Source organism: Neisseria montereyensis (genome assembly GCF_024834045.1).
Taxonomy (GTDB): domain Bacteria; phylum Pseudomonadota; class Gammaproteobacteria; order Burkholderiales; family Neisseriaceae; genus Neisseria; species Neisseria montereyensis.
On record NZ_JANUXW010000002.1, the window covers coordinates 268,234 to 292,722 of the forward strand.

General features: G+C 47.1%; 23 protein-coding genes. 12 read left to right on the top strand and 11 right to left on the bottom strand.

The window, feature by feature from the left end:
- Window positions 1–38: 38 nt before the first annotated feature.
- The 5 genes from NXS09_RS03580 to NXS09_RS03600 all read right to left on the bottom strand — a co-directional run bounded on the left by NXS09_RS03580 (window position 39) and on the right by NXS09_RS03600 (window position 5,751).
- Window positions 39–266: a DUF2798 domain-containing protein gene (locus NXS09_RS03580; protein WP_259291180.1), complete on the bottom strand. Its 228-nt coding sequence runs from the start codon at window positions 264–266 to the stop codon at window positions 39–41.
- Between the two features lie 76 nt (window positions 267–342).
- Window positions 343–1,311 carry an agmatinase gene (gene speB, locus NXS09_RS03585; RefSeq protein WP_259291181.1) on the bottom strand — a complete coding sequence of 323 codons (969 nt, stop codon included), beginning with the start codon at window positions 1,309–1,311 and terminating at the stop codon, window positions 343–345.
- Between the two features lie 226 nt (window positions 1,312–1,537).
- Entirely contained in the window at window positions 1,538–2,197 is a 660-nt protein-coding gene (locus NXS09_RS03590; RefSeq protein ID WP_259291182.1) for a DedA family protein, read from the bottom strand.
- Between the two features lie 227 nt (window positions 2,198–2,424).
- Complete coding sequence (gene glmM, locus NXS09_RS03595) at window positions 2,425–3,777, bottom strand: phosphoglucosamine mutase (RefSeq protein WP_259291183.1); 1,353 nt, start codon at window positions 3,775–3,777, stop codon at window positions 2,425–2,427.
- Window positions 3,778–4,209: 432 nt separating this feature from the next.
- The gene (locus NXS09_RS03600; RefSeq protein ID WP_259291184.1) at window positions 4,210–5,751 is read right to left on the bottom strand and encodes an L-lactate MFS transporter; all 1,542 of its coding nucleotides are present in this window, start codon (window positions 5,749–5,751) and stop codon (window positions 4,210–4,212) included.
- A 417-nt stretch (window positions 5,752–6,168) separates the two neighbouring features.
- Here NXS09_RS03600 and nadE point away from each other — a divergent pair, with 417 nt between their 5' ends.
- Window positions 6,169–6,966 (top strand): NAD(+) synthase, encoded by a 798-nt coding sequence (gene nadE / locus NXS09_RS03605; protein WP_259291185.1) that lies wholly within the window; start codon window positions 6,169–6,171, stop codon window positions 6,964–6,966.
- A 74-nt stretch (window positions 6,967–7,040) separates the two neighbouring features.
- Here the strand turns inward: nadE and NXS09_RS03610 are convergent, their stop codons facing one another.
- From NXS09_RS03610 to NXS09_RS03630, 5 genes are all read right to left on the bottom strand, one after another.
- Window positions 7,041–7,577: an NUDIX hydrolase gene (locus NXS09_RS03610; protein WP_259291186.1), complete on the bottom strand. Its 537-nt coding sequence runs from the start codon at window positions 7,575–7,577 to the stop codon at window positions 7,041–7,043.
- Between the two features lie 28 nt (window positions 7,578–7,605).
- Window positions 7,606–8,895: an adenosylmethionine--8-amino-7-oxononanoate transaminase gene (bioA, locus tag NXS09_RS03615; protein ID WP_259291187.1), complete on the bottom strand. Its 1,290-nt coding sequence runs from the start codon at window positions 8,893–8,895 to the stop codon at window positions 7,606–7,608.
- Between the two features lie 156 nt (window positions 8,896–9,051).
- Window positions 9,052–9,462 (bottom strand): DUF2846 domain-containing protein, encoded by a 411-nt coding sequence (locus NXS09_RS03620; RefSeq protein ID WP_259291188.1) that lies wholly within the window; start codon window positions 9,460–9,462, stop codon window positions 9,052–9,054.
- A gap of 619 nt (window positions 9,463–10,081) precedes the next feature.
- Entirely contained in the window at window positions 10,082–10,423 is a 342-nt protein-coding gene (locus tag NXS09_RS03625; protein WP_259291189.1) for a DUF2846 domain-containing protein, read from the bottom strand.
- Window positions 10,424–10,533: 110 nt separating this feature from the next.
- Window positions 10,534–11,133 carry a Slam-dependent surface lipoprotein gene (locus NXS09_RS03630; RefSeq protein WP_259291190.1) on the bottom strand — a complete coding sequence of 200 codons (600 nt, stop codon included), beginning with the start codon at window positions 11,131–11,133 and terminating at the stop codon, window positions 10,534–10,536.
- 391 nt (window positions 11,134–11,524) lie between these two features.
- Between NXS09_RS03630 and metZ the strand changes: the two genes are divergently transcribed.
- The 11 genes from metZ (at window position 11,525) to NXS09_RS03685 (ending at window position 23,342) form a co-directional block, all read left to right on the top strand.
- A complete protein-coding gene (metZ, locus tag NXS09_RS03635; RefSeq protein WP_259291191.1) occupies window positions 11,525–12,697 on the top strand; it encodes an O-succinylhomoserine sulfhydrylase in 1,173 nt (390 codons plus the stop codon).
- Between the two features lie 81 nt (window positions 12,698–12,778).
- Entirely contained in the window at window positions 12,779–12,985 is a 207-nt protein-coding gene (locus NXS09_RS03640) for a DUF2788 domain-containing protein (RefSeq protein WP_259291192.1), read from the top strand.
- A gap of 69 nt (window positions 12,986–13,054) precedes the next feature.
- Window positions 13,055–13,900, top strand: coding sequence for a dihydropteroate synthase (gene folP / locus NXS09_RS03645; RefSeq protein ID WP_259291193.1), 846 nt, complete (start codon window positions 13,055–13,057; stop codon window positions 13,898–13,900).
- A 313-nt stretch (window positions 13,901–14,213) separates the two neighbouring features.
- Window positions 14,214–16,001, top strand: a complete 1,788-nt coding sequence (locus NXS09_RS03650) for a 2-isopropylmalate synthase (RefSeq protein ID WP_259291194.1) — start codon at window positions 14,214–14,216, stop codon at window positions 15,999–16,001.
- 142 nt (window positions 16,002–16,143) lie between these two features.
- Window positions 16,144–16,896 (top strand): 5'/3'-nucleotidase SurE, encoded by a 753-nt coding sequence (surE, locus tag NXS09_RS03655; protein ID WP_259291195.1) that lies wholly within the window; start codon window positions 16,144–16,146, stop codon window positions 16,894–16,896.
- The gene (locus NXS09_RS03660; protein ID WP_151050845.1) at window positions 16,896–17,555 is read left to right on the top strand and encodes a protein-L-isoaspartate(D-aspartate) O-methyltransferase; all 660 of its coding nucleotides are present in this window, start codon (window positions 16,896–16,898) and stop codon (window positions 17,553–17,555) included. Before surE ends, NXS09_RS03660 begins: the two co-directional genes overlap by 1 nt.
- An 81-nt stretch (window positions 17,556–17,636) precedes the next feature.
- Window positions 17,637–18,545, top strand: a complete 909-nt coding sequence (locus NXS09_RS03665; RefSeq protein ID WP_259291196.1) for a peptidoglycan DD-metalloendopeptidase family protein — start codon at window positions 17,637–17,639, stop codon at window positions 18,543–18,545.
- A gap of 309 nt (window positions 18,546–18,854) precedes the next feature.
- A complete protein-coding gene (locus NXS09_RS03670; protein ID WP_259291197.1) occupies window positions 18,855–20,621 on the top strand; it encodes a Na/Pi cotransporter family protein in 1,767 nt (588 codons plus the stop codon).
- Window positions 20,622–20,694: 73 nt separating this feature from the next.
- Complete coding sequence (tilS, locus tag NXS09_RS03675) at window positions 20,695–22,056, top strand: tRNA lysidine(34) synthetase TilS (protein WP_259291198.1); 1,362 nt, start codon at window positions 20,695–20,697, stop codon at window positions 22,054–22,056.
- Window positions 22,057–22,130: 74 nt separating this feature from the next.
- Window positions 22,131–22,730: an RNA polymerase sigma factor RpoE gene (rpoE, locus tag NXS09_RS03680; RefSeq protein WP_259291199.1), complete on the top strand. Its 600-nt coding sequence runs from the start codon at window positions 22,131–22,133 to the stop codon at window positions 22,728–22,730.
- Between the two features lie 6 nt (window positions 22,731–22,736).
- On the top strand, window positions 22,737–23,342 hold the full coding sequence (locus NXS09_RS03685) for a sigma-E factor negative regulatory protein (RefSeq protein WP_259291200.1): 606 nt from the start codon (window positions 22,737–22,739) through the stop codon (window positions 23,340–23,342).
- Between the two features lie 89 nt (window positions 23,343–23,431).
- Here NXS09_RS03685 and hemB read toward each other — a convergent pair whose 3' ends face one another.
- On the bottom strand, window positions 23,432–24,445 hold the full coding sequence (gene hemB, locus NXS09_RS03690) for a porphobilinogen synthase (RefSeq protein ID WP_259291201.1): 1,014 nt from the start codon (window positions 24,443–24,445) through the stop codon (window positions 23,432–23,434).
- Between the last annotated feature and the right edge of the window lie 44 nt (window positions 24,446–24,489).

The following is a 24,489-nucleotide window of genomic DNA, read 5'->3' on the forward strand; positions in this document are numbered from 1 at the left end:
TATCATATAGGCCGTCTGAAAGAATAGAATATTGCGGTTTAATTTTCGACGGTTAGGTTGACCAGTTTTGAAACCAATGGTTTGATAGCCAACAGGCTGAGAAAAGCGATTGGCCAAGCAACAATATAGGCTTGGAAAAGGTGGCTTAGGAAATTTGATAGTCCATTGTTTAATATAGTTAATATGCTGCTCACAATAAATACCATAATGGCAGAGGTATAAAATGAGAAAATAATATGGGTATATTTTTTAGGAATTTTTTTCATTGGTATTTTATGATTAAAAATAAGGCATCGATAGTTGAGATTAAACTGTCGATGCCTTTTATTATCAGGTAGCAGATTAAAGGTTGCCGGCTACTTTTTTGTTTCTCATCAGGCAAAGCATATCCGCGGCCACATGGGCGGCGGCAATGGCGGTGATTTCGGCATTGTCGTAAGCAGGGGAAACTTCCACAACATCCATGCCGACAATATTCAAATCACCCAAACTGCGAATAATGCCTAAAGCGGTATGGGAATTCAAACCGCCGGGCACGGGGGTGCCGGTGCCGGGTGCGAAAGCGGGATCTAGGCAGTCGATATCGAAAGTGATATAGACGGGGTTGTCGCCGATAATATCGTAAATGCGTTTTACCGTTGCCTCTATACCATTTTCGTTTACCCACGGTGCAAACAGCATATTCATGCCCATAAAATCGCTGTTCCATGTGCGGATACCGACTTGTGCCGACGTTTCAGGCTGAATCAGGCCTTCTTTAATGGCTTTATAGAACATGGTGCCGTGATTGAGCGATTCGGGGGCATCATCCGGCCAAGTATCGCAATGGGCGTCAAAATGCAGCAGGCTTAAAGGTTTGCCATATTTTTCGGCATGGGCTTGCAGCAGGGGGTAGGTAATAAAATGATCGCCGCCGAATGTGAGCATCTTGGCAGAACTATTGTTGATAATATCGCGGGCGTGTTGCACGATGGTTTCGCGGATTGTCCACGGTTGGTGCGCGTCAAACCAGCAGTCGCCATAGTCGATAACGGCCAAATCATCGAAAGGATCGAAGCCCCAAGGGAACAGGTTTAATTCGGCAAGCTGTACGCTGGCGGCACGGATGGCAGCAGGGCCTAAACGTGCGCCGGGGCGGAAAGTGGTTGCCAAATCTAACGGTACGCCTGATACGACCACGTCAACACCGTTTAAATCACGGGTATAACGTCGGCGCATAAAGGATAATGCACCGGCGTAAGTATTTTCTATGGTGGAGCCTTTTAAGGATGTACGTCGGAATGCGCCGTCGCCGTAAATATTTTCTGTCATATTTGTGTCCTGATTATTTTTCAGACGGCTTTACCTATCATTCAGGTAAAGCCATATTAAAAAGATAATTTATTGGTATTGGTTCTTATAGCTGGTGCTTATGTATAAGGAAAAATATTTATAAAGTAATATATTACTTGATTTCGGGGATAAGTAGATTAAGTTGAAGTAAATGATTCCAACTTAATCTTTCAATCTTGGGAAAGAAAGCCGATGAGGCTTTACTTTAACGTTTTTTAGATTCGTTTCGCTTATTACGTATGAGACGGATATTTTTACGGTAAAAGTTCAGACGGCGGCGTTTTTTCCACCAAAAAAACAATAATACCAACAGAATAATGCCGATAACCACAAATAAACCGTATTGGAATTGGTGGATTTTCTGCATCAGCCATTCTCGGTTTTCTGCACCATAATCACCGATATATACCCATATCGGTACGGAAATTAAGGCGGCTAAGCCGTCCATCATAATAAAGCGTAATACGGAAACTTTTCCGCTGATACCGGCACTAATAAAAATAGGCGTGCGCAAGCCGGGTAAAAAGCGGGCGACAAATAATACGCGGTTGCCGTATTTATCAAATTTTTCCTGTACTTGAGCATAACGCTTCGGTGTCATTACCCGTGCGATAAAACGAACCTTTAAAATTTTATGGCCATAAAGACGACCGGCCATAAACATCATGCCGTCACCGACTAAAACACCGAGTAAGCCGACTAAAACCATCAGGTGAACGTTTTTATACCCTAGCCCCGAAATGACTCCGCCGGCAGCTAAGGTTACGTCTTCAGGAATCGGTACGCCCAACCCGCAGGCCAGTAGTACGAAAAATACTGCTGCGTAACCGTATTGAATAAAAAAAGCTTCTAAAATCGCAAGCATACAGCTTGTGTTCCTTATTGGTTTGATTATATGGAATATAGTAGGGTTCTATCTGAATCAGGCCGTCTGAACCATATTGATATACTGACTTAATATTTCCCTTGAATACTTCATTATTTTAAATGTTAAAAATAAATTTTCAGACGGCTCTATTCGTTTGCTGATAACAGGCCGTCTGAAAAAGGGCGGATATGGCTAATATATTTTTGTGATATTTTACCTTGTTTTTACGCCTTATCGGCGGAAACGGCATTTTCAATGGCTTTGGCAATGCGTTCCGCGCCTTTTTTGGCTGATTCTGCATCAGATGCTTCCACCATAACACGCACCACGGGCTCGGTACCGGAAGCACGCAAAACTACGCGGCCTTTGCCTGCCAATTCTTTTTCAACTTCTTCCAAAACGGGTTTCGATGCACTTTCCCAATCCAAGCCTTTACGGATGCGCACATTAATCATGGTTTGCGGGAAAGCACGCCAGTCGGCAGATACGCTCGGCAGGTCTTGTTTGAGGATCCGCAAAGCCGCCAATACTTGCAGTGCGGAAATAATGCCGTCGCCGGTATTGTGTTTGTCCATACACAAAATATGGCCGCTGGCTTCGCCACCGATTAACCAACCGCGCTGTTGAAGCTGTTCGAGTACATAACGGTCGCCGACTTTGGCGCGGCAAAACGCAATATTTTGCTCTTTCAGCGCCAATTCCATCCCCATATTGGTCATAACAGTGCCGACCACACCGCCGATTTCTATGCCTTCGGCGGCACGGGCTTTGGCAATCACATAAATCAGGCGGTCGCCGTCGTAAACTTTGCCGTTTTTATCCACCATCATCAGGCGGTCACCGTCGCCGTCGAGCGCGATGCCGTAGTCGGCTTCATTTTGCAAAACCGCCGCTTGCAGGGCTTTAGGGTGGGTTGCTCCGCATTTTTCATTAATATTATAGCCGTTCGGCTCGTCGCCGATGGTGACGACTTTAGCCCCCAATTCATGGAAAACTTTCGGTGCCACATGATAACCCGCACCGTTGGCGGTATCGACAACCAGTGTTAAACCGCGCAAATCAAGATTGGCTGGGAATGTTGATTTGCAAAATTCGATATAGCGATCATCCGAACCGCTGATTCGGCGGGCACGGCCAAGTTTGTCGGAGGGCTGGGTTTTTAATTCTTCATCGAGTTTGGATTCGATTTCCAATTCGATTTCATCGCTGAGTTTTACACCGCCTTCGGCAAAAAATTTGATACCGTTATCCGAATAAACATTATGCGAAGCGGAAATCATCACGCCGGCCGACAAACGTAGGGCACGGGTCAGATAGGCAACGCCCGGTGTCGGCAGCGGGCCGGTTTGAATCACATTCACGCCGGCAGCGGTAAAACCTGCTATCAAGGCAGCCTCAAGCATATAGCCTGAAATACGGGTGTCTTTGCCGATTAATACGGTTGGCTTATGTTCGCTGTCGTGCTGCACCAATACTTGGCCTGCCGCATAACCGAGTTTTAATACAAAATCGGGGGTAATCGGAAAAGTACCCACTTCACCGCGCACGCCATCGGTACCAAAATATTTTTTTGCCATAAATACACTCCGTTTCTCACTTGAGACAGTATTGTAAAGCAGCGCCGCGCCGCTATCCAGCGGTTTACAAGGTTTTTCGGTTGTGGTTTTTTAGCCTGCTAATTATACGGCATAAACCGCTTGAATGGGGTATTTATAGTCACCAAAAAACAAAGGAAATATAATATGACAAATGGCCGATAATACCGGCTCTTGCTAATATATATTGATGCCATAAAACATGTTTTTTAGGTAGATTAACAATCAAAATGAATGTCGATTTAAAGACGATACTGTTTATCGAGGAGCAGAAGTGGGCGGTGAAGGGGCCTTTTCTGTAACCATAATCAATCGACAATAGCAACACAACAAGCCCTTGTTAGATTTGGGGGCGCTATTAATAAAAGGGGGATTTCAGACGGCCTGAAATCCCCTTGTATAAACTTCATTGGTTTATCGGAATAAGTCCACCACTTTCACAAACACCATAATCACACCGTAGGCCAGCGGAATAGCCACGACCGCCCAACGCCACCATACGCTGATGCCGCCGTGTGATACTTCTTCAGCTGCCAAATAAGCATCGGAAAGCGTGGTTTCATCTTTGGGGTTATGACTTTGTGCCGCATCATGAATACTTTTATCGTGATGTTTTTCATGTACGGATTTCACCAGTAAATTACATACCAAACCGGCAATCAGTAATGCCGCCATAATATACATGGTGATGCTGTAAGCTTGCGCCGCCGGTACGCCGCTGTTAATCTGCCCCTGACGGATATAATTGACCAATACCGGTCCTAAAACCGCGGCGGTCGACCAAGCCAACAGCAGGCGGCCGTGAATCGCGCCGACTTGGAATGTGCCGAATAAGTCGCGCAAGTAGGCCGGAATGGTGGCAAACCCGCCGCCATACATCGACATAATCACGCAGAATCCAATCACAAACAGCGCCTTATTGCCGCTTTCGCCAATGGTGGGAATGGCAAAATACAAAATCGCACCGAGTATAAAAAATAACATATAAGTAGGTTTACGGCCGATTTTGTCGGAGATGCTTGACCAGAAAAACCGTCCGCCCATATTGAACAGACTCAGCAGGCCGACGAATCCTGCTGCGGCGGCAGCGCCGACAGCCGCATCTGCGCCGACTGATGTGGTAGAGAACAATTCCTGAATCATCACCGATGCCTGCCCGAGTACGCCGATACCGGCAGTCACGTTCAAACACAAAATGCCGAACAGTAACCAAAACTGCGGCGTTTTCATGGCCTGTTTTACATTCACATGGTTTTGGCTGACTAATTTATTGCTTTTAACTGGGGCGACAAATCCGGCCGGTTTCCAATTGGGGGCGGGGATTTTGATGGTAAACACACCGAACATCATAAAAACAAAATAAAAAATACCCAGCACCACAAACGTAGCGGCAACGCCGGTAGACGATGCACTGGAAAAAGTATTCATTAAAGCCACCGATAACGGCGAAGCCAACATCGCGCCGCCGCCGAAGCCCATAATCGCCAAACCCGTCGCCATGCCGGGTTTGTCGGGAAACCATTTCATCAGCGTTGATACCGGCCCGATATAACCCAAACCCAAGCCTACGCCGCCTAAAACACCGTTGCCCAAATAGAGCAGCCATAAATTATGCAGGGATACGCCGAGTGCCGACACCAAAAAACCCAAACCGAAACAACATGCCGCCACAAACATGGCTTTACGCGGGCCGACGCGTTCCATCCAAGTGCCGAATAAAGCCGCCGATGCACCCAATACGGCCAAGGCAATGCTGAATATCCAGCCGACGGTGGTGAGTTGCCAGTCGTCCGGTGCGGATTCGGTGATGCCGATGATTTTGGTGAGCGGCGCGTTAAATACGGAATAAGCGTAGATTTGTCCGATAGAGAGGTGGACGGCTAAAGCGGCAGGTGGAACCAGCCAGCGGTTGAATCCGGGTTCCGCTATGGTTTTTGACTTATCTAAAAAAGACATGGGCTTCCTTTAAGCATTATTACAGGCAGTAAGTAAAAAGGGAAAATATTTATATTTCCCTAACCGGTCTGCCGATATATACGGATATTAGGTTGTCGGTATCGGCAATAAGGTAATGGTTTGCGGTGGTGTCGGACTGTAAAAAAAGGATATAAAACGTACCTATCCGAAACTTATAGGATTCTTATCGTGTCGAAATTTGTGCAGTAGATGCAACATTTTTTCATGTATTCCAGCCGTAAACAAGGCCGTCTGAAAACTTTCCTTTCAGATGGCCTTAAATCAAGTTATATTGCATTTTTTAAATTATTTATTTATCGTAAACGACCGGTTGTGAAAGTAAGGTAAATATACGGATTACCGGTCGGATGTTTCAACAAAACCTTTATTTTTTAAAAACGCTGTAAAGGACACGCCATGCAAACACAAGCCGTTATCGACCATATCACCGGCTGGCTGAAAGATTATCATGCCGCCGCCCATTCTAAAGGTTTTGTCGTCGGTGTGTCGGGCGGGATTGATTCTGCCGTCGTTTCTATTTTAGCCGCCCGTACCGGGCTGCCGACATTGTTGTTGGAAATGCCTATCCGCCAGAAAGAAGACCAACGCGAGCGGGCGCTGGCACATATTGAAGACCTGAAGCAGCGGTTTCCTAATGTAAAAGCCCTGAGCGTGGATTTAACCCCGTCGTTCAATACCTTTGCCGAAACGGTTGAAGTGGACGAAAGCGAATATCCGGCCAAACAGCTTGCCTTAGCCAACGCCCGTTCGCGCCTGCGTATGACGACGCTTTATTATTACGGCCAAATCAACGGCTTTTTGGTTACCGGTACCGGCAATAAAGTTGAAGATTTCGGGGTCGGCTTTTTCACCAAATACGGCGACGGCGGTGTCGATATCAGTCCGATTGGCGATTTATTGAAAACGCAGGTATATGAATTGGCGGCCGAATTGGAAGTGATTGAGTCTATTCAAAAAGCCCAGCCGACCGACGGCTTGTGGGATACCGACCGCACCGACGAACAACAAATGGGCGCGACTTATCCCGAATTGGAATGGGCGATGAGCGTACACGGTTGGAACCGCCCTGAAGATTTTGAAGGCCGCCAACGTGAAGTATTGGAAATTTATATACGGCTTCATCAAGCCATGCAGCATAAGATTAATCCGATTCCCGTTTGTGAAATTCCGCTTAAATTATTGAACGGGTCGTAAGCGACTTTTAATCATGCCGAGGCCGTCTGAAAGTTTCAGACGGCCTTTGTATTATTAATTTCATTGCAGACGGATTAACTGTTCAATAGCCAATATTGCAAACCGATTAGGGTTTTGGCATCTTGTATTTCATTGTTTTTTAATGCGGCTTTCACTTCGTCGCGGGTTAGCAGTACGGTTTCGGTAAACTCGTCTTCATCGTTTTCCAAAATACTGCCTTCCTTAACCCCTTCGGCCTGATACAGATACATCAGCTCGTCGCAGAAACCGGGTGCGGTGTAAAACGTGTGGAGTAATTTAACGCTTTGGGCATTGAAATGCGTTTCTTCCGCCAGCTCGCGCAGGGCGCATTCGGCCGGGTCTTCGCCTTCGATATCCAGCTTGCCGGCGGGCAGTTCGAGTAGGGCTTGGTCGCAGGCGTAGCGCCATTGCCGTACCAATACGATTTCGTCTTTATCGGTCACCGCCAATACGCAGGCGGCACCGGGATGGCGGATAACAATCCGTGTGCCTTCTTTGCCGTTGGGCAGGCGGACGGCATCGCGGGCAATGGTAACAAAAGTGCCTTGAAAAATCGGCTCGGAGCTCAATTGCGTTTCTTTTAAATCCATCATTTTTCCTTTATCTGTTTAATATGATTTAGAGAAATAAGTCGTTGCGGCTGACTGCTGCGCCAATGGTGTCGGTCAGCCGTGTTAATTGTGCCGGCGTGCTAATAAACGGCGGCATCAGATAAATCAATTTGCCGAAAGGCCGGATCCATACGCCGTGTTCGACAAAAAAGCGCTGTATGGCGACCATATCGACAGGCCGTCGGGTTTCGACTACGCCGATGGCGCCGATAATACGGACGTCGGCCACATTTTCCTGTTGCCGCAACGGGGTGAGGGCCGTCTGAAAATGTTGTTCGATAGCGGCAACCTGTTGCGGCCATTCGTTGCGCTGCAAAATCTGCATATTGGCTTCGGCAACGGTGCAGGCAAGCGGGTTGCCCATAAAAGTAGGGCCGTGCATAAAAACGCCCGCTTCGCCGCTGCAAACGGTTTCGGCTACATGGCGGGAAGTGGCGGTTGCCGAAAGCGTCATCATACCGCCGGTTAAGGCTTTGCCGATGCACATAATATCGGGCTGAATGCCGGCATGTTCGCAGGCAAACAATTTGCCGGTGCGGCCGAAGCCGGTGGCGATTTCATCGAGAATGAGCAGAATACCGTATTCGTCACACAATGAACGCACCTGTTTTAAATATTCGGGATGATAAATGCGCATGCCGCCCGCGCCCTGTACCACCGGCTCTAAAATCACGGCGGCAATCTCGGTATGGTGTTGTGTTAAGGCCGTCTGAAAAGGCACGATGTCTTCGGCCTGCCATTCGCCGTCAAAACGGCTTTGCGGCGGGGAAGCAAAAATGTGTTCGGGCAGAAAATGGCGGTATAAGCTGTGCATCGAGTTAACCGGATCGCATACGCTCATTGCGCCGAAGGTGTCGCCATGATAACCGCGCGCTATGGTGAGGAATTTGCTGCGCGGTTCCCCGCGTGCATGCCAGTATTGCAAGGCCATTTTCAAGGAAACTTCTACCGCTACCGAACCGGAATCCGCCAAAAAAATGCAGTCGAGGTTGTCGGGCAGCATGGTTTTCAGGCGTTGGCATAAACGAATGGCCGGTTCGTGGGTGATGCCGCCGAACATCACATGCGGCATGGTATCCAACTGCTTTTTAGCTGCCGCCACCAATTCGGGATGGTTGTAGCCGTGTTGGGCGCACCACCAAGACGACATGCCGTCTATCAAACGGCGGCCGTCTGAAAGTTCGAGGTAGACCCCTTCGGTACGGGCAACGGGGTAAACAGGTAAGGGGTTGCTGATCGACGTATAAGGGTGCCAGATATGGCGGCGGTCGAAATCTAAAGCATGGGAATCGAGCATAATAATGAAAAGGCCGTCTGAAAGTTATCGGATGATTATATAGCAAAGCAGTTTGAAAGACAGATAGCTTATTGCTCTGTTGAAAATATATATAAAAGAAAGGCCGTCTGAATTTCAGACGGCCTTTGGAGCAATTAGAGTAAGTTTTCCCTTGTTTTAAATACTGTGTACGGTATTGGTGATTTCAGCTTGGCATTGTTCTAAAGGAACTTGTTGAAACTTAGGACGGCCTGCGAGTAAACCAAAACCTACGGAAGCTTTGACACATTGGATTTCGTTGGGTTTTAAAGGAATATCCATACCTTCGGTTTGAGCCCATATTTCATATTTACCCGGTGCTAAGTCGGCAGAAATATAACCGCCATTGCGTAAATGACCAATGTGTATTTCATTGGCATTGACATTAAAATGCACTGTGCTGCCTTTTATTGATTTAGTACGGTAAACATAGATTTTACTTTGGCCTTCAACAGGTTGTTCCATACTTGTAAAAGGAGTGCCCGTTGCGTTGCATGCGGTGATGAATAGTGATAAAAGGCTTAATGAGTATAAGGATTTTAGTGTCATTTTGTGGCTTCTTTCTATTCAAAATCACTTTAATAACGTTTGCCACCAAAATCGGTAACGACAGGGCCGGCTCCGCCGCCACTACCGCAAGCCGTTAAAATAAGTGCGAAAAGACAGAGTAATAAAGTAGTTTTCATGATTAAAAGGCCTTTTTTAAGGGAAGAGTCGGTTTACTATTTCTTTTCCATTGTTTTACTGCATTACAATTGTTTCATTTTTTTTTTTTTTTTTTTCAATAGGTTATTTTGTTTCGCTATTATTTTGTAAAACATGTTTATGATTTTGTTAATAAAATTATATGGAAAATAATTGTTACGCCATATACTTTTTATTCAAAATAAATAAAATATATATTTATATACAATGTATTAATGTTAAATAGTTTAATTCGGTAATATCAGGTATGAAATAAATTAGATGAATGTGAGAAGGTTGAAAGCTAAGATAAATAGGCGCAAAATGTTGACAATTTTGTGGCCGTACTTTTTTCAGACGGCCTTTGTTGTTGACAGTATTTGAGTGTAGAAACGGAATCATAGTTGAATATATATAAATATAAAGAAAGGCCATCTGAATTTCAGACGGCCTTTGGAGCAATTAGAGTAAGTTTTCCTTTGTTTTAAATACTGTGTACCGTATTGGTGATTTCAGCTTGGCATTGTTCTAAAGGAACTTGTTGAAACTTAGGACGGCCTACGAGTAAACCAAAACCTACGGAAGCTTTGACACATTGGATTTCATTGGGTTTTAAAGGAATGTTCACACCGCCTTTAGCTTCGGTTCTAGCCCATATTTCATAATCACCCGGTACTACGTCGGCAGCGATATAACCGCCATTGCGTAAATGGCCGATATACGTTTCATTGGCATTGACATCAAAATGAACAGCACCGCCTTTTATTGATTTAGTACGGTAAACATAGATTTTGCTTTGGCCTTCAGCAGGTTGTTCCATGTTCATAAAAGGAGCGCCTGTAGCGCCACATGCTGTGAGGAGTAGTGATATAAGACTGAATGAACATAAAGACTTTAGTGTCATTTTATATTTTCCTTCTATTTATAACCGATTTATTAATAACGTTTGCCACCAAAAGCGGTATCGAGCGACGGGTTATTGTCAAATTTAACTATTCCTGCGGTTTCTTCGTAGTTTTTACCGAATAATCCGCCGTTGTAACTTCCTCCACTGTTGCCAAGTACGCTTGCTCTTCCTGAGTAATCAGCGCCATTCAAACGGCCTTCGTGTAAAGTAATATCACGGCGTAGGCCGGGCATGGTTATTTCGCCGCTTACGGTTTTACGTCCGAAATCAACGTTAATACGGCTAGTGGCATCGGTTAAAATTTCTTCGTTAATGCTGTCGAAGCGTACGGCATTGCCGTAATAGGTGGCTTTGCCATTATTAGGAATATTTTGTACAGGTGTTGCCGTACCTTGATATCTTAATTCTTGGAATTGATGGCTGCTGTTCACCCATGCGCCGTAGAATGAAGCATCTTGATGCCAGCCTACAATTTCCCCATCATCTGTTTGTCCGCCAATTAAGCCTTTGTCGCTTACATCAAGATTGATTTTTGTGCCGTCGGGTGTAACGACAGGGCCGGCTCCGCCGCCACTACCGCAAGCCGTTAAAATAAGTGCGGAGAGACAGAGTAATAAAGTAGTTTTCATAATTAAAAGTCCTTTTTTAAGGGAAAAGTCGGTTTACTATTTATTTTCATTGTTTTACTGCATTACAATTGTTTCATTTTTTTTTTTTTTTTTTCAATGGGTTATTTTTATTTTATTTTGCTTTGTAAAATATGTTTATGATTTTGTTAAGGAAATTGTATGTGAAATAATTGTTACACCATAAATATTCATTCCATATGAATAAATATTTATATTACGATGTATTCATATTAAATGATTAAATATAGCGATAGCAGGCTGTAACCAAAGCAGATAGGCGTGAGAAGGTTGAAAGCCAAGATAAATAGGCGCAAAATGTTGACAATTTTGTGGCCGTACTTTTTTCAGACGGCCTTTGTTGTTGACAGTATTTGAGTGTAGAGACGGAATCATGAGCGATAATAAACTTCACCCGGAAACACTGGCCATTCGCGGCGCAAAAAGCCAAACCGAATATCGGGAACACAATCAGGCGGTATTTTTAACCAGCAGTTTTATGTTTGACGATGCCGCACAAGGTGCGGCTTTGTTTGCCAAAGAAATCGAGGGATTTACTTATTCACGCACGGCTAATCCGACCGTAGCAGCTTTCGAGCAGCGTATAGCCTGTTTGGAGGGCGCTGAAAAAGGGGTGGCCGTTGCCACCGGTATGGCGGCCATTCAAGCTGCATTGCTTACCTTTTTGAAAGCAGGCGACCATTTGGTGGCGGGGCGGAGTTTGTTTGGCACGACGGCGGGGTTTATTAACGGCATCGTATCGAAATTCGGCATTGAAATTACCTTGGTGCCGCAAACCGATTTGGCGGCATGGAAAGCGGCGGTAAAAGAAAACACCAAAATGCTGTTTGTCGAAACACCGTCTAACCCGTTGAGCGAGATTGCCGATATTCAGGCTTTGGCCGATATTGCGCATAGCGTGGGTGCACTGTTGGCGGTGGATAATAGTTTTTGTTCGCCGGCAATCCAGCAGCCGCTGAAATTCGGGGCGGATTTGGCGGTCGAATCGGCTACGAAAGCGATTGACGGCCAAGGCCGCGTATTGGGCGGTGTGGTGTGCGGCCGTGCCGATTTGGTTAAAGAGATGGCGATGTATGTCAATTCTTCGGGGTTGGCATTGTCGCCGTTTAGTGCATGGGTATTGCTCAGCGGCGTGGAAACTTTGTTTGTGCGTATGGAACGGCAGTCGGCCAACGCATTAAAAGTAGCTCAATGGTTGCGCGGTCATGAACGGGTAAAAGCGGTTTACTATGCGGGGTTTGACGACCATCCGCAGGCCGATTTGGTGCGTAAACAACAGGTATCCGGCGGTATTGTGATCGGCTTTGAAGTTGAAGGCGGCAAAGATGCGGCATGGAAAGTGATTGATATGCTGAAGCTGTTCTCAAAAACGGCCAACTTGGGCGATGTTCGCTCAACCATTACCCACCCTTGGACAACCACGCACGGTAGAATGGCGCCAGAGGCCAAAGAAGCGGTGGGCATTGAGGCAGGGTTGCTGCGTTTGTCGATTGGCTTGGAAAACGTACAAGATTTAATTGCCGATTTGCAGCAGGCGCTGGCTTAAGTTTCAAATGGTTTCAGACGGCCTGATAGTCAATATATTATGATAAAGGCCGTCTGAACATACATTATTGAGGATAAAAAAATGGATGAAGCAGTTTTTTCTGCTTGGGCATTGAAAATCCTGTTAACAGGGTTGGTGATTTTTCTCGGCTTTATCGTATGGAATCTCGGTAAAGAATCCAAAGCTGGAAAATTCGGTATGTTTGTATTGTTTTTGGTATTGGGGCTGGGTGTATTCGGCTTTATATTCAAAAATATATTGATAGAATTTTTCTTGTTACGGAAATAATTCCGGTTATGAGGCCGTCTGAAAAGCCCGTATTGCTTTCAGACGGCCTGATATTTTTAAGGATGGGTAATGGTAGCGACATATTGGCAGGCAGGTCGTTTTCAAGTGGATTTGACCGAGCCGAAAGTCATGGGGATTGTGAATGTGACGCCGGATTCGTTTTCAGACGGCGGTGTGTATTCCAAAGATGTTCAGACGGCCTTAAAACATGCCGAACAATTGGTTCGCGAAGGGGCCGATATATTGGATATCGGCGGTGAATCGACCCGGCCGGGCGCGGCGGAAGTATCGCCCGAAAACGAATGGGCGCGGGTATCGCCGATATTGAAAGAGGTGGCCACATGGGATATTCCGGTGAGCTTGGATACGCGCCGAACGGTGGTGATGCGGCAGGCGTTGGAACAGGGTGGTGTGGATATTATTAATGATGTTGCCGCTTTGAGCGATGAGGGAGCGGTGGCATTGTTGGCCGAGCAGCCGGATATCGGTATCTGCCTGATGCACATGCGGGGTATGCCGGCGACCATGCAGGAAAACCCGCAATATCAGGATGTGGTTAAAGAAGTGGCCGATTATTTGAACGAGCGTGCCGCCGTGTGCGAAGCGGCGGGTATCGGGCGCAGCCGTATTGTATTGGATCCCGGTTTCGGTTTCGGCAAAACGCTACAACACAATATTGCCCTGATGCGGCATTTGGATTTGTTGTTACAACAAACGGATATGCCGCTATTAATAGGCATTTCCCGCAAACGTATGATTGGCGAGTTGAGCGGTGAGGCCAATGCCGCAGACAGGGTATACGGCAGTGTGGCCGGTGCGATTGCGGCGGTGGCACGCGGCGGGCAGATTGTCCGTGTGCATGATGTGAAAGCCACGGTGGATGCGTTGAGGGTGTGGCAGGTATTGGGCGTTTGATTTTGATAAGGTGATTAGGCCGTCTGAAAACCTATTTATCGGCTTGCATAGTTGACATAGGGTTTCAGACGGCCTAATTAATTCTTTTCAGCACTATTTTCTTTGTTTTTCAATCGGATGGTTTGATTTTATTCCGTTTCTTTTTGGCTATAGCCAGTTGTTTTAAGAGTTTGTTTAGACAAAATGTATAGAGTTTTGCTAAATAAATAATCCGCATTCAACTTTTTAAATAATTTATTGCCATTTTGTCTGATTTGAGTATAATTAAGAGCATCTTTACCACTACTTAATAAAAATTAGACAAAGGTTTGCCATGCAATTAGACATTGATCGTTTAATCGCCTATTTCGGCGGTGTGAACGCCTTAGCCGAAGCGCTAAAAGAACATGATCCTGAAAATGCCGCCAGTACGGCAGCGATTTATAAGTGGCGTACCCGCGGTTCTCTGCCGTTGGCGCAGTTGCAAAAACTGACTGCCTTGGCCGAATCACAAGGCCGCCCGTTGGATTTAAATGCTTTTCTACAACAACAAAATACCCTGGAGAAACAAACCATGCCCCAAAATAACCGCGTTATTATTTTCGATACCACCCTGCGCGACGGCGAACAGTCGCCCGGTGCCGCTATGACCAAAGAAGAAAAAATCCGTGTTGCCCGCCAGTTGGAAAAACTGGGGGTGGACGTGATCGAGGCGGGCTTTGCCGCTGCCAGCCCCGGTGATTTTGAAGCCGTGAATGAAATTGCCAAATCGCTGACCCGTGCCACCGTTTGCTCGTTGGCGCGTGCCATTGAGCGCGATATCCGTGCGGCCGGCGAAGCGGTGAAACCGGCGAAAAACCGCCGTATCCACACCTTTATCGCCACCAGCCCCATCCATATGGAACACAAGCTCAAAATGAAGCCCAAACAGGTGATTGAAGCGGCGGTTAAGGCGGTGAAAATCGCGAAAGAATATACCGATGATGTCGAGTTTTCCTGCGAAGATGCACTGCGCTCGGAAGTGGATTTTCTGGCGGAAGTGTGCGGTGCCGTTATCGCAGCGGGTGCCACCACGATTAATATTCCCGATACCGTCGGCTATTCGATTCCGCACCGTACCGAAGCCTTTTTCAGCGAATTGATTGCCAAAACACCGGGCGGCGATAAAGTGGTTTGGTCGGCACACTGTCATAACGATTTGGGCTTGGCCGTTGCCAATTCATTAGCGGCCTTGCGCGGTGGTGCGCGTCAGGTGGAATGTACCGTAAACGGTCTTGGCGAGCGTGCCGGTAATGCCGCTATTGAAGAAATCGTGATGGCTTTGAAAGTGCGTCATGATGTATTCGGTTTTGAAACCGGCATCGACCCTACCCAGATTGTGGCAACATCCAAATTGGTTTCTACCATTACCGGCTATCCGGTTCAGCCGAATAAGGCCATTGTCGGGGCCAATGCGTTTGCCCACGAATCGGGTATTCACCAAGACGGCGTATTGAAACACCGTGAAACTTATGAAATTATGTCGGCCGAATCTGTCGGCTGGGCGGCCAACCGCCTAACCTTGGGTAAGCTTTCCGGCCGTAATGCCTTTAAAACCAAACTGGCCGATCTCGGCATTGATTTAGGCAGCGAGGAAGCGCTGAATGCCGCTTTTGCACGCTTTAAAGAGTTGGCGGATAAAAAGCGTGAAATTTTCGACGAAGATTTACATGCTTTGGTATCGGATGAAATGGTTCATTTGTCGCACGACCATTACAAATTCGTTTCCCAAAAAATCACCACCGAAACCGGCGAACAACCGGCTGCCGAAGTCGTGTTTACCGCCAACGGTTCGGAGCACCGTGCTATTGCTACCGGTTCCGGCCCTGTCGATGCCATTTTCAAAGCGATTGAAAGCGTGGCGAAGAGTGGCGCGGCTCTACAGCTTTATTCGGTGAATGCGGTTACGGAAGGTACCGAAAGCCAAGGCGAAACTTCCGTACGTTTGGCGCGCGGTAGCCGTATTGTGAACGGGCAGGGGGCGGATACCGACGTATTGGCCGCAACCGCTAAGGCTTATTTGTCGGCTTTGAGTAAATTGGAATTCGGCAGTGAAAGAATGAAAGCCCAAGGCGATATATAATCGCAACTGATTTTACCGTAATAGCGGTTTATATTGGCGCAGGCCGTCTGAAAAGTTTTCAGACGGCCTGAATATCTTGATTGGCAAAATAGACACTTCGGGCCGCTATCGGTAAAATCCATGCCATCTGAAAAGGGAAAGCATGAATATTCTGATTTGTAACGACGATGGTTATCTGGCACCCGGTATTGCCGTGTTGGCGCGGGTGGCCGGTGAATTTGCCAATGTGCGGGTTGTCGCACCCGAACGCGACCGCAGCGGTGTCAGCAATTCGCTGACCCTAGACCGCCCGCTGCAATTGAAAGAAGCCGACAACGGTTTTTATTATGTGAACGGTACACCCACCGACTGTATTCATCTGGCTTTGCATGCTTTACCTGATTTTAAACCCGATTTGGTGCTTTCAGGTATTAACAACGGCGCCAATATGGGCGATGATACGCTTTATTCGGGTACGGTTGCGGCGGCAACGGAAGCCTATCTGCTCGGTATTCCCGCTATTGCGTTTTCGCTCAACGATTTTAGCGGGCGTTATTGGGAAACGGCTGAAAAAGCCGCGTGGATGTTATTAGAACATCTGTTAAAAAACCCGCCCGATCATCCTGTTTTATGGAATATCAATATTCCTGCTGTTGCCCCTGAAGATATTCAGGGCTGCCGGATTACCCGTTTAGGCCGCCGCCATCATGTTCAAAGCATTGTGCCCGCCCGCAATCCGCGTGGCGAGTCGGTATATTGGATAGGCCCGGTCGGCGATATTTCCGACCGTGAAGGCGGTACCGATTTTGCCGAAAGCGAAGCGGGTTATATTACGGTAACGCCGTTACAGATAGATCTAACCGATTACGGCAATATGGCTCATGTGGCCGGATTCTGGCAGGGGGTTGCGCCGTAATGCATGGGAATTGGACAGGCTTTGAAAACCGCCGCCGCCGTATGATTGAACGCTTGGCGCGGATGGGTATCGGAGATTATGTTTTACAGGCGATGAGCCGTGTGCCGCGCCATCTTTTTGTTGAAGAAGCACTCCAATCCCGTGCTTATGACGAAATGTCGCTGCCGCTCGGATTGGGGCAGACCATATCCCAACCCTATACCGTTGCGAAAATGACGGAACTATTATTGGGTAATGCCCCACAAAATATGCGGCGGGTACTGGAAATCGGTACGGGCTGCGGTTATCAGACCGCTGTTTTGCTGGCACTCGAATTGCCGGAAATTTATTCGGTAGAGCGTTTGCGCCCGTTGCACGAACGTGCCAAACACCATCTGCGCTCGGCAGGCTTATTGGCCAAAGCGCGCACGGTATGCGGCGACGGTTATTTGGGTTTGCCCGAAGTTGCCCCGTTTGATGGTATTTTGGTAACGGCGGCGCCGGCGGAAATTCCGATTGCACTCTTGCAACAGCTCGCTATCGGCGGCAGAATGGTTTTGCCACTGGATGAAGGCGGCATACAATATTTGTGGTTGATTGAAAAAACGCCACAGGGGTATCGCGAAACCTGCGTACAGGAAGCCAACTTCGTACCGTTGGTCAGCGGTATGGATACTTAAATTCTAAAGACTTGAGAATACGATATATTTTTATTATGATATATCGCGATTGAAACTTCAAACCAAACAGAAGGTAATAATATGTTGAAAAACACCGCATTCCGCACCGGCTCGGCTGCACTTGTTTTCATGCTGGGCGCATGCTCATGGTTGCAGCAGCCCGCTGCGCCCGTTGTGGCAGGAACAGCAGGTTCGTCTACGACGCCGACGACCGCGCCGACCGGCCAAACCAATCCTTACGGTGCCACACCTTACGATCCGAATGCGTCCGGTAATACCGCCTCATCAAATGTTTACACCCCGCCCGCCTCTACTTCAACCTCTTCTTCGGGCGGTGCTTATATTCCGTCTAATGCGCCGGTGGATATCAATGCGGAAACCCATACCGTAGTACGCGGCGATACGGTTTACAATATTGCCAAACGTTATCACATCCAACAAGACGATCTGCGTCAATGGAATAATTTGGCCGATAATACGATTGGTGTCGGTCAGGTTCTGCGTGTGAAACCGACAGGCTACACTGCTCCGGCGGCCACCGCATCCAACAATACGTCTACTCCGGCTCCGACAGCCAGCGGCCCTGCTACAACACCGACCGTATCCACCGGCAGCGTGCGCACCGTTTCAGGAATTACTTGGCAGCGTCCGACTGCGGGTAATATTATTTCTTCGTTCGGCGGTAGCAATAAAGGCGTGGATATCGGCGGTACTGCGGGTCAGGCCGTGGTTTCAGCGGCGAACGGCAAAGTGGTTTATGCCGGATCAGGCTTGCGCGGCTATGGTAATTTGGTGATTGTTCAGCATAACGATACGTTCCTAACCGCTTACGGACACAACCAAAATATCTTGGTGAAACAAGGTCAAACCGTTAAACGCGGCCAAACCATTGCCCGTATGGGTAGTAGTGATGCCGACCGCACCAAGCTGCATTTTGAAGTGCGTGAAAAAGGCAAACCGGTTAATCCGACCCGATTTGTTGCATTCTAATAACGATTCGGTTATTTAAATATAAGTCAGGCCGTCTGAATATTTTTTCAGACGGCCTGCTTTTATAATGTAAAGCTATCGCCGGATGGGAGATATATTGATAAATGTGGGTTTATTTATCGGGTATTTTATCTTTTAACGGTTTCAGACGGCCTGCAATGAAATATAATGAAAAACCATACGCGCATTTTTTATGCATGGATTGATTGCTTACAATTATTGTTTTTGTTGTTAGTCATGTGGCGATGACGGCGGAAAAGATAATAAAAAGATGAGAAGGTTGTTTTTGGGGCGGATATGAATAAAAACATGATAAAACCCATTCTGATGATTGGTATTGCCGCCGTGCTGGGGTATAGTTTTTGGTATAGCGGATCATGGCTGAAATTGTGTTACGGTTTGGCATTGTTTTTGTTCGGCATGCAATGCATCGAGGAAGGTTTGCGTAATGCGGCCGGCGGTACGTTGGAACGGATGATGGCCAAAAGCACATCGACTCCGGCCAAAGGGCTGTTTTTCGGACTGGGAGCAACGTTTATTTTGCAATCCAGTACCTTGGTATCATTATTAACGATTGCCTTCCTAAGCACCGGACTGATTACCCTTGCCGGCGGTATTGCGGTGATTTTCGGCACCAATTTGGGTGCGACCAGCGGTATTTGGCTGTTGGCGCTGGCCGGGCAGAGTATCAGCCTGAGCCCGATTGCTATCCCTATGCTGGTGTTTGGTATTTTGGTGGGCTTTACCGGCAGTAAAACCAAAGCCATCGGTAGGGTTCTGGTTGGTATTGCTTTGATTTTTATCGGTATCGATGCGATTAAAGACGGTTTTCAAGCCTTAGGCGGGCAGTTTGATTTTGCTTCCGTTCATGCGGGCGGTGTTGCCGAGATAGCGATTTTTGCCACCATCGGCTTATTGTTGACGATTGTTTTGCAATCTTCCCATGCCACATTGATTTTAACCTTAGCGGCCTTATCCGCCGGACAGATTACCGTGTTACAAGGCTTTGCCGTTGCGGTCGGCTCGAATGTGGGCAGCAGCGTATCGACGGCTTTTGTGGGCATGTTGGGCAGCGACCGGAGCGGTAAACGCTTGGCGTTGGCGCATTTATTGTTTAATGTGGTGACGGCGGCATTGTCTTTTTTATTTTGGCTGCCGCTTACCAAATTGGTAACGTGGCTGGCATCGGTAACCGGTATGGGCAGTTTGTTGCAGTTGGCGCTGTTTCATACGTTATTCAACGGTTTGGGCTTGTTGGTGTTCTGGCGGCTGCAAGAGCGCCTTGCGGCTTCGTTGTTGAAATGGTTGCCGGAAAAAGCCGAAGCCGGGCAGTTGCTGCCTGAAGGTCATCAGCCGGTAAAATCGCTTTATTTGAGCAATAATATGTTGCGTGCCGGTGATACGGCGTTAAGAGCGGTGTTTAAAGAAGTCGGCCATTTGAATGCAGTGAGTTTGGAAGTGATTTGCCATACGCTGTTTATTCCCGTTGAGGCGTTATACCAAACTCAGGAAGACGATAAAGAGCTACCGCCGCCGGCGCTGCCTTTGCAATTGGATGCGCAAGCTTATTATGAAAGCCAGTTAAAGCCGTTGTATAGCGATATTTTAGATTTCACCAGTAAAATCGATATTGACGGCGAAGTGCAGCAGCAAAAATTGGCTACCGCTCATATGGCGGCCTTTCAAATGATTGAAATTGTGAAAGAAAGCAAGCACCTGCAAAAAAATATGCAGCTTTATTTGGGGCAGCCGGATTCCCCCGTGTTTCAAGACTATATGCGGTTGCGCCGCCATCTTTTTAAAACCTTACTGCTGTTCCGTAAAATGACCGTATCGGGTTTGACGGATGAGGAAAAGTACCAACAAAGCGAAGCGTTTGCCAAGCATGTTGATTCATTAGAAACTTTTCGCGGGCGTGCTTTGGTGAAGCTGCGTAGTAAACAAATCAGCGGCTGGGAAGCTTCTTCGCTAATGAACGATATTAATTACGCCCGCCGGATTGGTTGGGGCTTACAGGAAATTGTTCATACGGAAGGTTTGGAATTTTCAGCAGAACAACAGCCGGAAGCTGCTTAAACAGATAGGTCGGATAAAGAGGCCGTCTGAAAAGTATTTCAGACGGCCTTTCTCATGAGTATGTTTTAACGATATGAAAAATAAAATGAATAAAGGCACGTCATCGGAATACCTGCCGGACGATATCCGTCGGAATTGGCCGGATTGGGTTGCGGGTGCTCGGATTGAAGTAGGGTTGAGCGGCGGCTTGGATTCGGTGGTTTTGCTGCATCTGCTGGCTGCATTGCGAGGGCAGTTTGATTTTACTTTGCAAGCGGTGCATGTACATCACGGGTTAAATGAAAAAGCAGATGAATGGGTGGCTTTTTGTGAGGAATTATGCAGCCGATTGTCGGTACCGTTGCGGGTGGAATATGCGCATATCAACCGGCAGAGCAAGTTGGGTATTGAAGCGGCTGCCCGCAAAGAACGCTATCGGGTCTTTTCAGACGGCCGTTGTGATATTGTGGCTTTGGCACATCATCAGGATGATCAGGTGGAAACATTTATGTTGGCCGCGTTGCGTGGTGGCGGTTTGAGGGCATTGGCAGCTATGCCCGAAACACGGCCGTTAACACCTAAAATTACCATTTGGCGGCCTTTGCTGCATTATTCGCGTGAACAGTTAGAGCATTATGCCGATAAGCACGGGTTGGATTATGTGGAAGATTCAAGCAATCAAGATTCCATGTTTCTACGCAATTGGGTGCGCCATAAAGGATTACCGATATGGCGGGAGCGTTTGCCATATCTGGATAAACATATTGCCGGTAGTGTGCGTGCGTTGCAGGATGAGTTGGCTTTATTAGACGAAGTTGTGCAGCAAGATTTTGATATGATTTGCGAAGATGGTTTTTTCGACCTGACACGCTGGAAACGTTTGAGCGTATCGCGGCGGCGGCAGCAACTTTTACATTATAGTAAACTAAACGATTTGGGCGTGCCGACGCCGGCAGGATTGGCCGATTTTGCCAGAGTGTTGGAAACCAAGCGGTCGGTATCGGCGGAATGGCCGTTGCCGAAGGGTAAAATTTATGCATATCGAGACCGCTTGTTTGCATTGGAAAACGGTTGGGATGGGGCTTGTTTATGGTCGGATAAAAGCCGAAATCACAGCGGCCGTCTGAAAAATCTTTTAGAAAAAAACAATTTTACCCTTGAGCGGAATTCGTTAGGTCTGGGTGAAGAAGTGTTAAATAACGAATGCATTATTCGGGCTGCAAATGCCGAAGATGTTATTAGAACGGCCGTTGGTCATAAAAGTGTTTGGAAAGTTTTACAAGAATATAAGGTTCCGCCCTTTATGAGAAAACATTGGCCGGTGGTTGTCGACACCCAAAATCGGTGTATGGCTATTGCCAATATTGTGGTAAGCGTTCATTATGCCAGTTTAAATGGATTTATTCCGTATTTTGATAAATTTAATCGGTTTATTTTGGAACCAAAGAAAAGGTAAAGTGTCACATTACTACCATGCACGCTTTGCCTTTTCTGTGTTTGTAATCTGGTTATGAGAAATAAAGGTTGATTATGAATGATCGTAAGATCGATCAGGCACTGGTAGAGCGGGCGCAAAAAGGTGAACATAGAGCATTCGAACTCTTGGTATCCAAATATCAGCGCCGTCTGACTAGGTTGCTGGCCCGGTTTATTAAAGATGAGCATGAAGTGAACGATGTCGCACAAGAAGCTTTGATAAAAGCCTATCGCGCATTGCCGAACTTTCGAGGAGAAAGTGCGTTTTATACTTGGCTTTATCGAATCGGTATTAATACCGCTAAGAATTTTTTAGCAACATCCGGCAAACGGCCTTTTGTGAGTGCGGATGTTGCCAATGATGAAGGGGATATTCTCGATTTGGCAGATCAGCTTGCGGATGATCACACGCCGGAAGCGGAACTGATGAATCGGGAAATACTAGAAACGGTGGAGGCTGCTATAGCCAAACTGCCGGAAGACTTACGGAAAGCCATCTCTCTTAGGGAAATGGAAGGCTTGTCTTACGAGGAAATTGCTCAGATTATGGACTGTCCTATCGGTACCGTACGCTCGCGAATTTTTAGAGCACGCGAGGTAATCGCTAAAGATTTACGGCCGTTGTTGGATACGTCTGAAAACCAAAGGTGGTAATAAAAAATGAACCAAAACAAAGACTTTGAATTTGTCTCTGCCGCCATGGACGATGATGATTTATCAGATGAAATGCTTGATAAATTATTGTCCGACAGTGAAGCACAGCAAAAATGGCATGAATATCATGTTATTGGCGATTATATGCGATATGCCAAATCAGTTTCCGGTGCCGGTGCAAACACAAACGACATGGCAACTGAAAAACATATAGCCGCTAATCATATGAATAACGGCAAATCACAACACATACACAAACCTGAAATGATTGAAAATAAAGCTGCTGCGAATCAGGCGTTTTACGGATTCGCGGTTGTCGCCAGTGTCTTGGCGGTGGCTGTCGGCGTATGGCAGTTCTGGCCGAGTAGCCGTATAGACAGCGGCGCGGCGGTCGTGCAAAAAAACGCACCTGCAGATAATCTCGGAGAGGGGATTGTGCCGGTGGGTAGCCAAAGTGACTCGGCTAAAACCGATCCGGTTGCCAATGCAGAAGCACAGGGCGCGGTTGTTCCGAATGCGGCACGCGAAAATCAAACCAATACGGTAGAGAAGCAGTCTGCCGTTAGGGTGGAAAAAATACCCGGACAGAGTGCTTCTGATAGTATGAATTAGTTATATGTCGTTCTAAATAGTTGATATAACCTGATAATCAAATGATAGGCCGTCTGAAAATTTTCAGACGGCCTATTGTTTTTATCGTATCAGACCCGGCCTGATGCGTGTAATTGTTTGGCGGCTTCAATGGCATAATAAGTCAGAATACCATCGGCACCGGCGCGTTTGAATGCGAGCAGGCTTTCTAAAATCACTTTATTGCCGTCTAACCAGCCGTTTTGAATGGCTGCTTGGAGCATGGCATATTCACCCGATACCTGATAAGCATAAGTCGGTACGCCGAATTCATCTTTTACACGTCGGATAACATCCAGATAGGGCAGGCCCGGTTTTACCATCACCATATCCGCACCTTCCTGAATATCCATCGCCACTTCTTGAAGTGCTTCGTTGGTATTGGCCGGATCCATTTGATAGTTATATTTGTCGGCTTTGCCCAAGTTGGCGGCACTGCCGACGGCATCGCGAAACGGGCCGTAAAACGCGGAAGCGTATTTGGCGGAATAGGCCATAATTCTGGTGTGGATAAGGCCGTTATGCTCTAAGGCTTGGCGGATGGCGCCGATACGGCCGTCCATCATATCGGAAGGGGCGACTACTTGCGCCCCTGCTTCGGCATGGCATAGCGCCTGTTTGACTAGTACTTCTACGGTTTCATCATTTAATACATAGCCGCCGGCATCGGTTAGCCCGTCTTGGCCGTGAATGGTGTAAGGGTCGAGTGCCACATCGGTCATAATACCTAATTCGGGAAAAGTTTCCCGCAGTTTTCTAACCACATTCGGTATCAGCCCATCCGGGTTATAGGCTTCTTCTGCTTTTTCCGTTTTGTTTTGTGTGATAACGGGGAAAAGTGCCAACATGGGAATGCCGAGTTTTAAGGCTTCTTCGGCTGTGTTTAAAAGTTTGTCTAGGCTTTGCCGTTTTACGCCGGGCATAGAGGGTACGGCTTCTTCGGCATTGCTGCCTTCCAAAACAAAAACCGGATAAATCAGATCGTTGGTGGTGAGGGTGTGTTCACGCATCAGCCGGCGTGAAAAATCGTCTTTACGCATACGGCGCATACGGGAAAGGGGGAGGGAACGATGGGGGAAATTCATGATAAACACCTGTTTGGTTTTAAACTTTTATCATTATACGTTTT

Coding starts and splice junctions, on each gene's coding strand:
- NXS09_RS03665 (WP_259291196.1), top strand. CDS start 17,637: ATGTTGAAAAACACCGCATTCCGCACCGGCTCGGCTGCACTTGTTTTC.
- speB (WP_259291181.1), bottom strand. CDS start 1,311: ATGACAGAAAATATTTACGGCGACGGCGCATTCCGACGTACATCCTTA.
- rpoE (WP_259291199.1), top strand. CDS start 22,131: ATGAATGATCGTAAGATCGATCAGGCACTGGTAGAGCGGGCGCAAAAA.
- NXS09_RS03600 (WP_259291184.1), bottom strand. CDS start 5,751: ATGTCTTTTTTAGATAAGTCAAAAACCATAGCGGAACCCGGATTCAAC.
- NXS09_RS03670 (WP_259291197.1), top strand. CDS start 18,855: ATGATAAAACCCATTCTGATGATTGGTATTGCCGCCGTGCTGGGGTAT.
- NXS09_RS03590 (WP_259291182.1), bottom strand. CDS start 2,197: ATGCTTGCGATTTTAGAAGCTTTTTTTATTCAATACGGTTACGCAGCA.
- NXS09_RS03640 (WP_259291192.1), top strand. CDS start 12,779: ATGGATGAAGCAGTTTTTTCTGCTTGGGCATTGAAAATCCTGTTAACA.
- nadE (WP_259291185.1), top strand. CDS start 6,169: ATGCAAACACAAGCCGTTATCGACCATATCACCGGCTGGCTGAAAGAT.
- folP (WP_259291193.1), top strand. CDS start 13,055: ATGGTAGCGACATATTGGCAGGCAGGTCGTTTTCAAGTGGATTTGACC.
- NXS09_RS03630 (WP_259291190.1), bottom strand. CDS start 11,133: ATGAAAACTACTTTATTACTCTGTCTCTCCGCACTTATTTTAACGGCT.
- surE (WP_259291195.1), top strand. CDS start 16,144: ATGAATATTCTGATTTGTAACGACGATGGTTATCTGGCACCCGGTATT.
- glmM (WP_259291183.1), bottom strand. CDS start 3,777: ATGGCAAAAAAATATTTTGGTACCGATGGCGTGCGCGGTGAAGTGGGT.
- NXS09_RS03610 (WP_259291186.1), bottom strand. CDS start 7,577: ATGGATTTAAAAGAAACGCAATTGAGCTCCGAGCCGATTTTTCAAGGC.
- metZ (WP_259291191.1), top strand. CDS start 11,525: ATGAGCGATAATAAACTTCACCCGGAAACACTGGCCATTCGCGGCGCA.
- bioA (WP_259291187.1), bottom strand. CDS start 8,895: ATGCTCGATTCCCATGCTTTAGATTTCGACCGCCGCCATATCTGGCAC.
- NXS09_RS03660 (WP_151050845.1), top strand. CDS start 16,896: ATGCATGGGAATTGGACAGGCTTTGAAAACCGCCGCCGCCGTATGATT.
- NXS09_RS03685 (WP_259291200.1), top strand. CDS start 22,737: ATGAACCAAAACAAAGACTTTGAATTTGTCTCTGCCGCCATGGACGAT.
- NXS09_RS03580 (WP_259291180.1), bottom strand. CDS start 266: ATGAAAAAAATTCCTAAAAAATATACCCATATTATTTTCTCATTTTAT.
- NXS09_RS03650 (WP_259291194.1), top strand. CDS start 14,214: ATGCAATTAGACATTGATCGTTTAATCGCCTATTTCGGCGGTGTGAAC.
- tilS (WP_259291198.1), top strand. CDS start 20,695: ATGAAAAATAAAATGAATAAAGGCACGTCATCGGAATACCTGCCGGAC.
- hemB (WP_259291201.1), bottom strand. CDS start 24,445: ATGAATTTCCCCCATCGTTCCCTCCCCCTTTCCCGTATGCGCCGTATG.
- NXS09_RS03620 (WP_259291188.1), bottom strand. CDS start 9,462: ATGACACTAAAATCCTTATACTCATTAAGCCTTTTATCACTATTCATC.
- NXS09_RS03625 (WP_259291189.1), bottom strand. CDS start 10,423: ATGAACATGGAACAACCTGCTGAAGGCCAAAGCAAAATCTATGTTTAC.